Genomic DNA, 14,140 nt, shown 5'->3' on the forward strand with positions numbered 1-14,140 from the left:
GCGTAATCGTAGACATAATGATGAATTTTGGAGAAGAAACTGATGGATTCTCGCGCTGCTATCTTTATTATTACAGGTGCTCCAGGCGTGGGCAAAACCTCGGTAGCCCGCCAGTTGGCCCAACGCTTCGATTTAAGTTTGCATATCCCAACTGATGAACTGCGTTCGTGGGTGATTGCTGGCAAGGCCGAGCCGATTCCGGTTTTGACTCCTGCTGCACATGAGCAACTGCGGCTTGCTCGTGAGGTTGTGCGCTCGATGGCCACGCTCTATCGCGCCAATGGCTACACAGTTATTATCGACGCTGTGCTTACGACGCATGATATTGATGGGATGTTTGCTCAATCTGATCAGCCTCAATTGCATAAAATTTTGCTCTGCCCAACGCTTGAGCATGTGCTGGCACGCAACCAAGAACGCTATGCCAAATTTGATCTTGAAACATGGGGGCCGGTCATTGCGGCGTTGTATCAGGATTTACGCCTGCAAAATACCGCCGATCAAGGCTGGATTGTGCTTGATAGCGGTGGCTGGAGTATTGAACAAACGGTTGATGCAATGCTTCAGGCGGTGCGCTCCGAGGCTGGCTAATATGCATTCGGCGCTACATATGCTCGGTTGCTAGCATTAAGACTCTGTTTTAATAAATTCTAAAGTTTTAGTATTGACAGGCTGTTTTTTTTGACTAAGATACTTTATTAATCGCTATTTAATTTTTGAGACCGGTTCCACTAGGTTGAATAGTGAAGGAGATTTTATTCGTTCATTGGGCTTACTAAGCCTTAAAGCATTCTTTTCTTTGGAATCGATTCCAAGAAGACTTCTAAACATTTTCTCACGGGCCAAGCCCATTTTACTTCCGTTGTGCCTGGTGCTTGCCTGCTGCTTTACCTAATAGATCTGATTCTAGGGTGCAAAGGAGACCCCATCTATGCGGATGCTAAAGATGGCCGCAGCAGTAGTGGTGCTGTTTGCAGGCGTGATTCAAGCAATGGTCGCCGTACCGCAATCGCGGGCGGCAAGCAGCCAGCCCTATACGTGGGCCAATGCTGAGATTGTTGGCGGCGGTTTCGTGCCGGGCATTGTTTATAATCCGACCGAACGCAATTTGGTTTATGCGCGTACCGATATTGGCGGCGCATATCGTTGGAACCCAACGACGAAACGCTGGATTCCCCTCACCGACTGGATTAACGCAACCGATTGGAACTGGACTGGGATTGATAGCTTAGCAACCGACCCAGTTGAACCCAATCGCCTCTATTTGGCCGCTGGTACGTATACCAACGATTGGACTTCGGCCAACGGCGCAATTTTACGCTCAAATGATAAAGGCAATACTTGGAGCCGTAGCGATTTGCCATTTAAGCTTGGCGGCAATATGCCAGGCCGCTCGATGGGCGAACGCTTGGCAATCGACCCTAACAAAAATAGCGTGCTCTATCTTGGGACGCGCGGCCAAGGGCTTTGGCGCAGCACCGATTATGGGGTGACGTGGGCGAAAGTTACCAGTTTTGCTGCAATCGGCAACTATACCGATCCCTATTTTGGCGACCGAACTGGGGTTGTGTGGGTGACATTTGACCCACGCAGCGGCAGCAGTGGCAACGCTTCGCAGGTGATTTATGCAGGTGTGGCCGACACGACCACCAGCATTTATCGCAGCACCGATGGCGGCGCGACATGGGCTGCTTTGGCGGGCCAACCAACTGCTGGCTATTTGCCACATCATGGCACCTTGGCCTCAAATGGCATGCTCTATATCACCTACAGCGATACGCCTGGCCCCTACGATGGCGGCAAAGGTGATGTTTGGAAATACAACACCGCCAATCAAACTTGGACGAATATCAGCCCAATTCCTTCGAGCAGCGCCGACGATTATTTTGGCTATGGCGGATTGGCGGTTGATGCCCAAAACCCCAATACCTTGGTGGTCAGCAGCCTTAATTCATGGTGGCCCGATGCCTTGCTCTATCGCAGCACCGATGGCGGGGCAACCTGGAGCGGCATTTGGTCATGGGGCAATTATCCCGAACGTATTTTCCGCTATACCCAAGATATTAGCACTTCGCCATGGCTTGATTTTGGTGGCGTAATCAATGCGCCGGAAGTTGCGCCAAAATTGGGTTGGATGATCGGTGACATTGAAATTGATCCATTCGATTCAAACACCATGCTCTATGGCACTGGCGCAACCATCTATGGCACGAGCAATTTGACCGCTTGGGATACTGGCGGAACTGTAGCCTTGGATGTGCGGGCGCATGGCCTCGAAGAAACCGCAGTGCTCGATTTGATTAGCCCGCCATCGGGCGCGAATTTGGTCAGCGCATTGGGCGATATTGCTGGGTTCTATCATACTAGCCTCAGCGTTGCCCCAGCTTGGTCGAGCGGCCTGCAATTTGGCACATCATCAGGCATCGATTTTGCTGAGCGCATGCCAACGATGATGGCGCGGGTTGGCTATGTTTCCGAAGGCAGCACGACCAAAAAATTAGCCTGTTCATGGGATGGTGGCAAGAACTGGTCGCATGCATCGAGCGAACCAACTGGTGCGGTTGGTGGCGGTAAAGTTGCGGTTGCTGCCGATGGTTCGAGCATTATTTGGAGCGGTACGAGCGCGCCTGTGAGTGTAGCCAGCGGTTGTGGCAACTCGTGGACAGCTAGCGCTGGGATTCCAAGCGGCGCGGTGGTGGTTGCCGATCGGGTCAATGCCAAAACCTTCTATGGCATTGCCGCAGGCAGCTTCTACCGCAGCACCGATGGCGGCTTGAACTTTAGCCTTGTTGCTAGCAACCTGCCTGCTGAAACCACAAAAATCAAAGCTGTGGCTGGGATTGAAGGCGATGTTTGGTTGGCTGGGCGCAAAGATGGCTTGTATCATTCGACCAATGGCGGCACGAGTTTCAGCAAAATTGCTGGAGTGCAAGTTGCCAATGTGGTTGGTTTTGGCAAGGCTGCGCCGGGCCAAAGCTATCAGGCAATCTATATCACTGGCACGATTGATGGAGCTGAGGGCTTCTTCCGCTCCGATGATGGCGGCACAACTTGGGTGCGCATCAACGACGATCAACATCAATATGGCTCGACCAACGAAACCATAACTGGCGATCCACGAATTTATGGCCGAGTTTATATTGGCACGAATGGGCGCGGCATCATTTATGGCGATATTGCTGGCTCAACCCCAACCAATACGCCAGCCCCGGCCACGGCTACCGCAACGCGCGTGCCTGCTACCGCGACCAGCATGCCAGCAACCGCAACCCGTGTCCCAGCAACTGGCACACCAACCTTTGTGCCGGCGACTGGTACTCCAACCGCGACCAGCGTGCCGCCGACAGCAACCGCGACTCGCGTGCCAGCGACGATGACACCAACCGCCCTGCCATTTACCGCAACGCCAACGCGCGTGCCAACCGCAACGTCCACGCCTACAGCTGGTGGTTGCCGGATCAATTATGCGGTCAATCAGTGGAACACTGGCTTTACTGGCGGCGTAACAATTACCAATTTGGGTGCGCCGATTAGCGGTGGTTGGACGTTGACCTGGAATTTTGCCAATGGCCAAACAATTTCCAGCAGTTGGAACACGGTTTTGACGCAAACTGGTTCAGCAGTGACGGCCAAGCATAGTGCCGATTGGAACGCGAATATTGCAACCAACGGCACCCAAAGCTTTGGCTTTATTGCCAATCATAATGGCACTAATGCTGTGCCAACCAACTTTGTTTTGAATGGAGTTGCTTGTAGCGTTGCTCCATAGTTGGTGGTGGAGCGCGCCTGTTTCTAGGCAGCAGGCGCGCTCAATGTCGGCGGCCACTGGCGAGCTTGCTTCTAGGCAGCGGGCTTGCTAGTGGCTTTGTTGTAGCAGGTCGTGAATTTTATTGGCCAAATCGGTAATTTCAAATGGTTTGCTGAGCAATTCCATATATTGTTCAAGCTCTCCACTACGCACTGCCGCGCGATCGGTATAGCCACTGACCAACAAGATTGGTAAATTTGGGTAGCGTTGGCGCAGCTGCAAGGCTAAATCGTAGCCATCGGTTTTTGGCAGCCCAATATCAGTAATCACCAAATCGATTGCCGCATTTTGGGCAAAAATGGCTAAGGCACTGGTTGCATCGTACGATTCTAAGGTGTGGTAGCCCAACTCGCCAAGCACATCAATTAAGACCATGCGCACTGCTTCATCATCCTCGACGACCAAAATTGTTGCCCCTTCAATGCTGCGAGCTTGGGCCGATTCGGCAGCAAAATTTGGGTCGATTCCGCTTTCATCGCGTGGCAGATAAAGCTTAATAGTGGTGCCTTGCTCAAGTTGGCTATCAATCTGAATATGGCCACCAATTTGCTTGATAAAGCCATAAATCATCGATAAACCTAAACCTGTGCCTTGGCCAAGCGGTTTGGTGGTAAAAAACGGATCAAAGGCGCGATCGACGATTTCACTACTCATGCCAGTGCCGGTGTCGACAACCTCAATCAACACATAATCTGCTGGATCAAGTTGTTGTTGATTGGCTTGCTGCGCATTGATGTTGCTGGTGGTAATGCGCAGCGTTCCGCCGTATGGCATGGCATCGCGGGCATTGATGGCTAAATTGAGCAAGGCGTTTTCAAGTTGATTAGCATCGGTGCGCACCCGCCAAACAGCGCTTCCAAGCGTCGTTTCTACCTCAATCTGTTCGCCAAGGCTGCGTTGCAGCAAATCGTCAAGCGATTGAATCAGGCTATTAACATTGATTGGCTGCACATCGAGCGCTTGTTGGCGCGAAAAAGCGAGCAGGCGTTGGGTCAAGGCTGCTGCGCGTTTGGCCGATTTCACCGCACTATTGATGTAGCGTTCAATCGTATCAAAACGACCAGCATTAATTCGGCGTTGCAGCAAATCAAGCCCGCCCAGAATGCTGGTCAAAATATTATTGAAATCGTGGGCGATGCCCCCAGTGAGTTGGCCAATCGCCTCCATCTTTTGCGATTGACGCAGTTGGGTTTGCATCACTTCAATTTCAGCTTGGCGTTGTTTTTCGTTGGTAATATCGCGTGCGACACAATAGAGATAGTTATTGTCGAGCACTGCTGTCCACGAAAGCCAATGATAGTTGCCTTCGCGGTCGCGGAAACGATTTTCAAACGAGCTGGTGGGAACTCCACGAGCCAATTTGGCAATTTCCTGCTGGGTGCGCTCATGATCATCTGGGTGTTCAAGCCAGGTGGTGGTGCGCCCAAGAATATCGGCATCATCCCAGCCGAGCGCGCGCTGCCAGGCAGGATTGATCGAGAGCCAATTGCCCTCAGGATCGGCAATGCCCAACAAATCTTGGCTGACCAACCAAATACGGTCGCGTTCGCGGGTGCGTTGGGCCACTAAGCCTTCGAGATCGTTATTGAGCGCTTGGAGTTGCTTTTCGGTGCGTTTTTCGCGGTCAATATCGATAATGGTGATTAAGCCACCAGTGATCGTGTTGTCAAGGTCGCGGACTGGGCCGCCGATAACCTTAATCCAAGCCCGCGAGCCATCGCCACGCTGATAGTGAAAATCGCGTTCGGAAACTTGGCCTGTTTGCACGGCAATCGCCAGCGGATATTCGTGGATTGGCACAAGTTGATTATGTTCGTCATAGGCAATCCATTCGCCATAGGCATCGGTTGCAGGCGAAGGCAAAACTGGATGCAGCAAAATGCGTTCGACATGGGCATTGCCATCGGTAATTCGTCCGGTCGGGGTTTCGGCAAAGACCAAACCAACAGGCAAGGTATCGAAAATGGCGCGTAATCGTGCTTCGCTATGGGCCAACGCATCTTCGCGACGCTTGCGTTCAGTAATATCGATCAGCACGCCGGGAAAGCGCTGTGGTTGATTATTTTCAAAAATGCAAAACCCATTGGCTTCGACCCAACGATATTCGCCATCGCGATGGCGAACCCGATATTCGGCGCTGTAGGTTTGGCCGTTGCGAATCGCGCGCTCAATTAATTGGCCGATAACTGCTTGATCATCTGGATGAATTGAGCTAAGCATGTCGCTTACGCTTACGCCTTGGCTGGCAAGCACCGGATCAAGCGAAAAATACTCGGCAAAACGCCGATCGACGATACAGCGATCGGTCACAATATCCCAATCCCACGTCCCGATCAACAACCCAGCATCCAAGGCTAATTGATAGCGTTCTTCGGCGCGATAGCGTTGTTGTTCGGCGAGCACTTGCGAAGTTATTTCGACAACTAAGGCCATAACGCCCAGAATTTCGCCTTGCTGATCTATAATTGGGCTATAACTTAAGTCGAACCAACATTGTTCGTTACGACCATTGCGTTGCAGTATGAATGATTGCTTTTGATAGGTCAGGCTTTGGCCAGCAAACACCTGATCGAGGATCGATTGATTGAATTCGGCAGCTTCAGGCCAAGCCTCGGTTACTGGTCGCCCAAAAAGCTCAGGGTGGCGCGAACCAGCGATGCTTGAATAGCCAGCATTGTAGATCAGCACGCCTTGCCTGCCCCACATAGTAGTAATCGCAATCGGAACCGCCAGCATCATATCAACGATGCTGCGCATGGCAATTGGCCATGTTTCGATGGCCCCAAGCGGCGTTGCGCGCCAATCAAAGCTCTGAAATAAATTGCTGATTGTCGCTTGATCGACGTGAGGCTCGGCGGTTCGTAACGAATTCGGCATGGCAATCTGATCCTTTATGTCCTGAAAATGCGTGTTGTTATTGTACCAAAAACGTTGCCACCAAACCGACTTTTAGCAAGCCAATTTTTACTTAAGAATTTCTAAAGAACTGCTATTGACAAAATAGATTAAAAGCTTTAACATTCGTCCAACAGTTTTGGGATCGTTCTCAAAAAACGTCCTCGCCTTCCATCCCAAAGCCTGTTTTCACCCAAATAAGCTATATAAATGAGACCGGTTCCAAAGGAGGTTAGCCACTCTTTTACCTAGTTTCCACGTTGAACGGCAATGAATTGTTTGTGTACATAAAACCATGCGCGTTTTAATCGATGAAGAGTACACATACTACGCAAGGAGGCGAATTCGATGGCTCGGATCTTTAATTCCCGTGGATTAATTCTTGTTCTTTTAACCGCCGTGGTTAGCAGTGGCTTAGGCCAATTGAATGCTAAACCAACCGCCGCAGCCACCAGCTGCGAAGTCGTCTATAACATTGCTAACGATTGGGGTAGCGGTTTTATTGGCGATGTGACCCTCAAAAACACCGGTTCAGCGGTTTCAAGCTGGACAGTTGGCTGGTCGTTTGCAGGCAACCAAACCATTTCAAATCTTTGGGGTGGGGTTGTGGCCCAAACTGGCGCGAATGTCAACGTCAGCAACGCTGGCTGGAATGGTAGCATTGGCACTAATGGCACGGTAAACTTCGGTTTCCAAGCAACCTATAGCGGTGCAAATGCCAAACCAACCGCCTTTACCCTCAATGGTGTGACCTGTGGCGGCGTAGTTGTTCCAACGAGTGTTCCTACCAACACCACGGTTCCCACAACTGCACCAACCAATACACCAGCTCCAAGCGCAACTACGCGCCCAACCAACACGACTGTTCCGACGAATGTTGCAACCAATACACCGGTTCCAAGCGCAACCACGCGCCCAACCAACGTTCCTACGAACACTCCAGTTCCAAGCGCAACTACGCGCCCAACCAACACGACTGTTCCAACCAATGTTCCGACGAATACACCAGCTCCAACGACTGAGCCTGGGATTCACGTTGCGAACCCATTTGTTGGGGCACAAGGCTACATCAATAGCGAATATGCTGCTCGCGTGAACGCTGAAGCAAACGCCACTGGTGGCACGCTTGGTTCACAAATGCGCCAAGTCGCTTCGTACCCAACCGCTGTCTGGTTGGATCGGATTGCCGCTATCGCTGGCAGCAGCGACGCAATGGGCTTGCGCGGCCACTTGGATGCTGCCCTCGTGCAACAACAAACCAGCGGCCAACAAGTTGCAATCTCGATTGTCGTGTACGACTTGCCCAACCGTGACTGTGCCGCTTTGGCCTCAAACGGCGAGTTGAAAATTTCGGAAAATGGCTTAGCTCGTTACAAAGCTGAGTACATCGACCCCATCGCCACGATTCTGAGCGATAGCAAATATGCCTCGTTGCGGATTGTGGTGGTGTTGGAACCGGATTCACTCTCGAACTTGGTGACCAACGCCAACATTCCAGCCTGTGCCGAAGCGATTTCGAGCGGCGCGTATGTGCAAGGTGTCCAATACGCCATCAACAAACTGAACGTGTACAGCAACGTCTACATCTACATGGACATTGCACACTCCGGTTGGTTGGGCTGGGACAGCAACTTCACGCCAGCGATTCAGCTGTACACCCAAACGGTGCGCGGCACGACCAAAGGCTTGGCTGGGATCGATGGCTTTATCTCGAACACGGCGAACTACACGCCATTGAACGAAGTGTTCTTGCCAAACTCGGGCTTGACCTTGGGTGGTGGCAATCCAATTCGCTCATCGTTGTTCTACGAATGGAACCCGTACTTCGACGAAGTGGATTATGTGGTGGCGATGCGCAATGCCTTCATCACCGCAGGGTTCCCAAGCGGCATCGGGATGTTGATTGATACCAGCCGCAATGGCTGGGGTGGCACAGCCCGCCCAGTGACGGTGAGCAGCTCGAACTCGTTGGAAATCTATGTCAACGATTCGAAGCTGGATCGTCGCCCTCATCGTGGTGGCTGGTGTAACCAAGCAGGGGCCGGGATTGGCGAGCGGCCAACGGCAGCACCATTGACGGGGATTGATGCCTATGTCTGGGTCAAGCCTCCAGGCGAATCAGACGGTGTGGCAACGGCAGGGGTGATTGACCCAACCGACCCAGCCAAGCAGTTTGATGCCATGTGTGACCCGAACGCGCAAAACCGCTACAATCCAGCCTACCCAACCAATGCATTGGCTGGTGCACCACACGCTGGTCGCTGGTTCTCATCACAATTCGCCATGTTGGTTCGCAATGCGTATCCACCAATTTCGCAATCGACCAACCCAACCACGACTCCAGTTGCAACGACGGTTCCTGCAACCAGCACGCCAGTTGGCACGCCTGCACCAACGAGCACGCCTGCACCAACGAGCACGCCTGCACCAACGAGCACGCCTGCACCAACCAGCGTTCCTGGTGTCCACGTGCCAAACCCATTTGTTGGGGCACAAGGCTATATCAATAGCGAATACGCTGCGCGGGTGAACGCTGAAGCAAACGCCACTGGTGGCACGCTTGGTTCACAAATGCGTAAAGTTGCTTCGTACCCAACCGCTGTCTGGTTGGATCGGATTGCCGCTATCGCTGGCAGCAGCGACGCAATGGGCTTGCGCGGCCACTTGGATGCTGCCCTCGTGCAACAACAAACTAGCGGTAGCCAAGTCGCAATCTCGATTGTCGTGTACGACTTGCCCAACCGTGACTGTGCTGCTTTGGCTTCAAACGGCGAGTTGAAAATTTCGGAAAATGGCTTGGCCCGCTACAAAGCCGAGTACATCGACCCCATCGCCACGATTCTGAGCGATAGCAAATATGCCTCGTTGCGGATTGTGGTGGTGTTGGAACCGGATTCACTCTCGAACTTGGTGACCAACGCCAACATTCCAGCCTGTGCCGAAGCGATTTCGAGCGGCGCGTATGTGCAAGGTGTCCAATACGCCATCAACAAACTGAACGTGTACAGCAACGTCTACATCTACATGGACATTGCGCACTCCGGTTGGTTGGGCTGGGACAGCAACTTCACGCCAGCAATTCAGCTGTACACCCAAACGGTGCGCGGCACGACCAAAGGCTTGGCTGGGATCGATGGCTTTATCTCGAACACGGCGAACTACACGCCATTGAACGAAGTGTTCTTGCCAAACTCGGGCTTGACCTTGGGTGGTGGCAATCCAATTCGCTCATCGTTGTTCTACGAATGGAACCCGTACTTCGACGAAGTGGATTATGTGGTGGCGATGCGCAATGCCTTCATCACCGCAGGGTTCCCAAGCGGCATCGGGATGTTGATTGATACCAGCCGCAATGGCTGGGGTGGCACAGCCCGCCCAGTGACGGTGAGCAGCTCGAACTCGTTGGAAATCTATGTCAACGATTCGAAGCTGGATCGTCGTCCACACCGTGGTGGCTGGTGTAACCAAGCAGGGGCCGGGATTGGCGAGCGGCCAACGGCAGCACCATTGACGGGGATTGATGCCTATGTCTGGGTCAAGCCTCCAGGCGAATCAGACGGTGTGGCAACGGCAGGGGTGATTGACCCAACCGACCCAGCCAAGCAGTTTGATGCCATGTGTGACCCGAACGCGCAAAACCGCTACAACCCAGCCTACCCAACCAATGCGTTGGCTGGTGCACCACACGCTGGTCGCTGGTTCTCATCACAATTCGCCATGTTGGTTCGCAACGCGTATCCTGCAATTGCACCGTAGGCTAGTTCCAACGCTGGACTATCCACGATACGCTCGCGAATAATTATTCAAGGCGCAACGATTGTAATAATCGTTGCGCCTTGGTTTTTTATGAAACTTCACTTGAGCGATCAAGCGCTTTTGGCTGTTTACGTTGGCGCTGTTGCCAACGCCGTAATACAGGCAAGCGCAATAATAAGAGGATGGCAATCGCTGCGCCATACAGCAGTGGTTCACGCACATCAGCCTTAACTAACCAGACATAATGTAAAACGGCTAGGCCAGCGATCACATAAACCAGCCGATGTAACAGCCGCCAACGCTTGCCAAGCCGTCGCATCCAGCCTTTGGTCGAGGTAATGGCCAACGGGATCAGCAAGAGCCAGGCAATTAAGCCAACGATGATATAGCGTTTTTCGCCAATCGCCTCGCCAATAAACTCCCAATCGAAGCCATAATCCCAGGCCACAAAAATTAACAGGTGCAAGCAAACATAGAAAAAAGCGTATAAGCCCAATGGTCGTCGCAACACCGTTACTTGTTTGAATGGCGTAAAGGTTTTGATTGGCGTACAGACAAGTGATAGCACCAGAATGATTAATGCGGTTTTGCCTGTGCGCAAGGTTGCTGCCTGAATTGGATTGACGGTTAACTGATCGTTCAGATAATCGATGATCAATAACCCAAACGGCACCAGACACCCGACATGCACCAAATAGCGTAGCCAATGACGTTTGAGTTGATTGAGCATGTAAGCTACCTTTTAATAATTAACAGTTAAATCCAGATCTTTGTAGAGCGAAGCAACTTCATCGGCGTAGCCATTGAAGGGCAAGGTGCGGCGGCGGCCTGCCTCGCCAATTCGGCGCTCGCTTGATTGCGACCAACGTGGGTGGGGCACATCGGGATTAACATTGGCATAGAAACCATATTCATCTGGCGCTGCGTTCATCCACAAACTGGTCGGTTGCTCAGCCACAAGCTCAATTTTGACGATCGATTTGATGCTTTTGAAGCCATATTTCCATGGCACAGCGAGGCGCAACGGTGCACCATTTTGCGGCAAAATAGGCTTGCCATACACTCCAGTTGCCATCAAGGTCAAATCGTGCATGGCTTCGTCGAGCCGTAAACCCTCGACATAGGGCCACGTGTAGTAGCTGCTATTTTGGCCGGGCATTTCTTCTGGGCGCATCACGGTTTCAAAGCGCACATATTTGGCAGCGCTGGTTGGCTCGACTTGTTTCAACAAGCCAGCAAGGCTAAATCCTGTCCATGGAATGACCATCGACCAGCCTTCAACACAGCGCAAACGATAGACCCGTTCTTCTTGCGAAAATTGCTTGAGCAAATCCTCGATTGCAAAGGTTTGGGGTTTGTTGACCAAGCCGCCAACTTCGACCGTCCATGGCGTGGTGGTAAAGTTTTTGGATTTTGCGGCAACTGCTTCTTTATCGGTGGTGAATTCATAGAAATTGTTGTAATTGATGATCGATTCGTAGGGAGTTTGCACATCAACGCCAGCGGGCAGATTGCTGGTGTCTTCGCTGCCACAGGCGGCTAAAATGGCAGCACTGCCAACCAAGGCGGCTGCACCCTTGATAAACTGGCGGCGTGAATGAAACAAAGCTTCGGGAGTTATCTCCGAGGAAGGAATCTTTTTCATGCTCAGCATCCTTATAACTAACAACCACTAACCCAACCTACGTTTGGCTAGCCCAAATAGATCCACGTTGCTGTTGCTAGTATAGCGCTGAGATATTAATAGAGTATTACACCACGCTTACAGCTTGCGATCAATTGCAACGATGCTGAGCATGTTGCTGAGTACCTGCTGTTATGTGGAACAGAAGAACCGAACCCTACGTTCTTTGCATAGACTTTAGCGCTATGCTGGGAGGATTGTATGCGTGCATTTGGATATTTGGTCGTTGTTGGCGGACTGCTCAGCGTGATTCTTGTGGGATGTGGGGTTGCAGATAGCCTACCATCTACAGCAAGCCCTCTACTAAACCCCAAAAGCGCCGTTGATCCGCCATCTACCGAGTATATTGGATCAGAACCAAAATTTCCGAATCGCGTTTATACTGCGATTGTGTTTGAGCCATCCACACTGCCCATGACCGCCCCTCAGCCGCTCGAAGTGGTGTTTTTCTCTACTTTTTCACGGAATATCTCTGCGACCGTAAGTGTGTCATTGACAACCTCTGGCGTGCTTGCTGTCGACCCGCCAACCGTTGCTCAGATTGTTGTGCCTGGACTGGGAAGCGGAATACTGACCACGACCTTTCGGGTTGACCATGAAGGGTTTGGTCAAATCATTGCCTTCGTGACGGTTGATCCCATTGTGGCCGCGACTGATACTCCTCCATGTCCTCTCCACTATGCGTATTATCAGGAACGGGGATTTCTGGCCAGCAAAATTGGAATTTTCCAAGGTAACGAATGGGGTAGTGCAGTTGACAATTATCTTAAGGCCGCCGTTGAACACCACGTTATAACGATTGATGAGCATGATGAGATTCAACGCAAACGGCGGAGAGTTAGTACTTGGAATGAGGTAATCATTATGGGTGTCGATGGTCTGTTAGATGATCCACTATCTATCGATATTCCTCTACCACCAATTCCTGATTGTCGATGATAGACTGGCGGCAAGTGCTGGCTCGTTAATCAAAACCAAGCATTAAATAAAAACGCCACACTGATAGCTAATCAACTATCAATGTGGCTTTGAACTATCGTGCCACTACACCTTTAATCGCATTAGCATGGGCTTGAAGCGTGATTTGACCATTTGCTTCGAGCGGCAAAGTTGCGCGAATTTGGGCTTGGAATGCTTGCTGCTTACTGGCACTCATGGCATTCAGTTGCGGGCCAATGCTGGGTGCGCCAAGCACAGTTTCCCAATAATCAGCAAAATCAACAAAACTACGGGTTACGCTGATAACTTCAGTTTGAATATTGCTGAGACCCGCTTGCAGCCAAAGCTCGTGCATAACTTCCATGCGTGAGGCTTCGATACTTGGCGGATAGGGCACGGTTACCCCTGCTTCGGTGATGGCTTTTTGGATCGGGGAATAGGGAAAGCCGCCGCCAAACATATCCCACGTGTAGGCTGCGACGGTTCCGCCAGGGGCAACCACCCGTGCCATTTCGGCTACGCCCTTGGCTGGCTCTGGCACAAAGAAAATTACCAAGGGCATAACGGCGATATTGACGCTGTTATCATCTAAAGGCACGTTTTGAGCATCGGCTTCGTACAAGGTTGCGCCATATCCATCCAACCGCTGATGGGCATAGGCAATTTGGGCTGGCGCTGGATCAATCCCTGTGACGGTGCTTGGTTGGTGCTGTTTGAAGATCATTTCGGTAAACGCGCCGTTGCCACAGCCAACATCAAGCCAGCTTAAGCCTTGTTGTGGAGCGAGCCACGTCAAGAATTTGGCTGCTACCAGTTGGCTCCAGATGCCCATGTAGCGCTCATAACTTGCGCCATCCTCGAAGCGAATTTGATCGTTTGACATAATATCCTCAAGCCACACATTAAATCTATGCTGCTACTATAGGCGTATTGACAGGGTTTTTCAAGGGTGTTGGGGCGAGGGGCTGAAGATTTGGTAGGTGTTCAATGCCCAGCATTTTTGCCAAACCCGTTAATTGCTTCCGATAGCCAAAAGCCAAGAGCCTAACGCCGCATCT

Annotated in this window: 8 protein-coding genes; 4 read left to right on the top strand and 4 right to left on the bottom strand. The window is 51.6% G+C overall.

Annotation, left to right across the window (positions count from 1 at the left end):
* Positions 1-42: 42 nt before the first annotated feature.
* Positions 43-591 carry an AAA family ATPase gene (locus tag C5S61_RS07280; RefSeq protein ID WP_110514401.1) on the top strand — a complete coding sequence of 183 codons (549 nt, stop codon included), beginning with the start codon at positions 43-45 and terminating at the stop codon, positions 589-591.
* Positions 592-931: 340 nt separating this feature from the next.
* Positions 932-3,769, top strand: coding sequence for a cellulose binding domain-containing protein (locus C5S61_RS07285; protein WP_110514402.1), 2,838 nt, complete (start codon positions 932-934; stop codon positions 3,767-3,769).
* Positions 3,770-3,856: 87 nt separating this feature from the next.
* On the opposite strand, the gene C5S61_RS07290 is transcribed toward C5S61_RS07285, so the two are convergent.
* Positions 3,857-6,685 (bottom strand): hybrid sensor histidine kinase/response regulator, encoded by a 2,829-nt coding sequence (locus tag C5S61_RS07290; protein ID WP_110514403.1) that lies wholly within the window; start codon positions 6,683-6,685, stop codon positions 3,857-3,859.
* A gap of 366 nt (positions 6,686-7,051) precedes the next feature.
* On the opposite strand from C5S61_RS07290, the gene C5S61_RS27070 reads away from it, so the two are divergent.
* Positions 7,052-10,459, top strand: coding sequence for a glycoside hydrolase family 6 protein (locus tag C5S61_RS27070; protein ID WP_205701373.1), 3,408 nt, complete (start codon positions 7,052-7,054; stop codon positions 10,457-10,459).
* A gap of 88 nt (positions 10,460-10,547) precedes the next feature.
* Here C5S61_RS27070 and msrQ read toward each other — a convergent pair whose 3' ends face one another.
* Both msrQ and msrP read right to left on the bottom strand, forming a co-directional pair.
* Positions 10,548-11,189, bottom strand: coding sequence for a protein-methionine-sulfoxide reductase heme-binding subunit MsrQ (gene msrQ / locus C5S61_RS07300; protein ID WP_110514404.1), 642 nt, complete (start codon positions 11,187-11,189; stop codon positions 10,548-10,550).
* A gap of 12 nt (positions 11,190-11,201) precedes the next feature.
* A complete protein-coding gene (gene msrP / locus C5S61_RS07305) occupies positions 11,202-12,113 on the bottom strand; it encodes a protein-methionine-sulfoxide reductase catalytic subunit MsrP (protein WP_164689272.1) in 912 nt (303 codons plus the stop codon).
* Between the two features lie 231 nt (positions 12,114-12,344).
* Between msrP and C5S61_RS07310 the strand changes: the two genes are divergently transcribed.
* Positions 12,345-13,082: a hypothetical protein gene (locus C5S61_RS07310; RefSeq protein ID WP_110514406.1), complete on the top strand. Its 738-nt coding sequence runs from the start codon at positions 12,345-12,347 to the stop codon at positions 13,080-13,082.
* A 94-nt stretch (positions 13,083-13,176) separates the two neighbouring features.
* On the opposite strand, the gene C5S61_RS07315 is transcribed toward C5S61_RS07310, so the two are convergent.
* Complete coding sequence (locus C5S61_RS07315; protein ID WP_110514407.1) at positions 13,177-13,965, bottom strand: class I SAM-dependent methyltransferase; 789 nt, start codon at positions 13,963-13,965, stop codon at positions 13,177-13,179.
* Between the last annotated feature and the right edge of the window lie 175 nt (positions 13,966-14,140).

It is taken from the genome of Herpetosiphon llansteffanensis, assembly GCF_003205875.1.
Taxonomy (GTDB): Bacteria; Chloroflexota; Chloroflexia; order Chloroflexales; family Herpetosiphonaceae; genus Herpetosiphon; species Herpetosiphon llansteffanensis.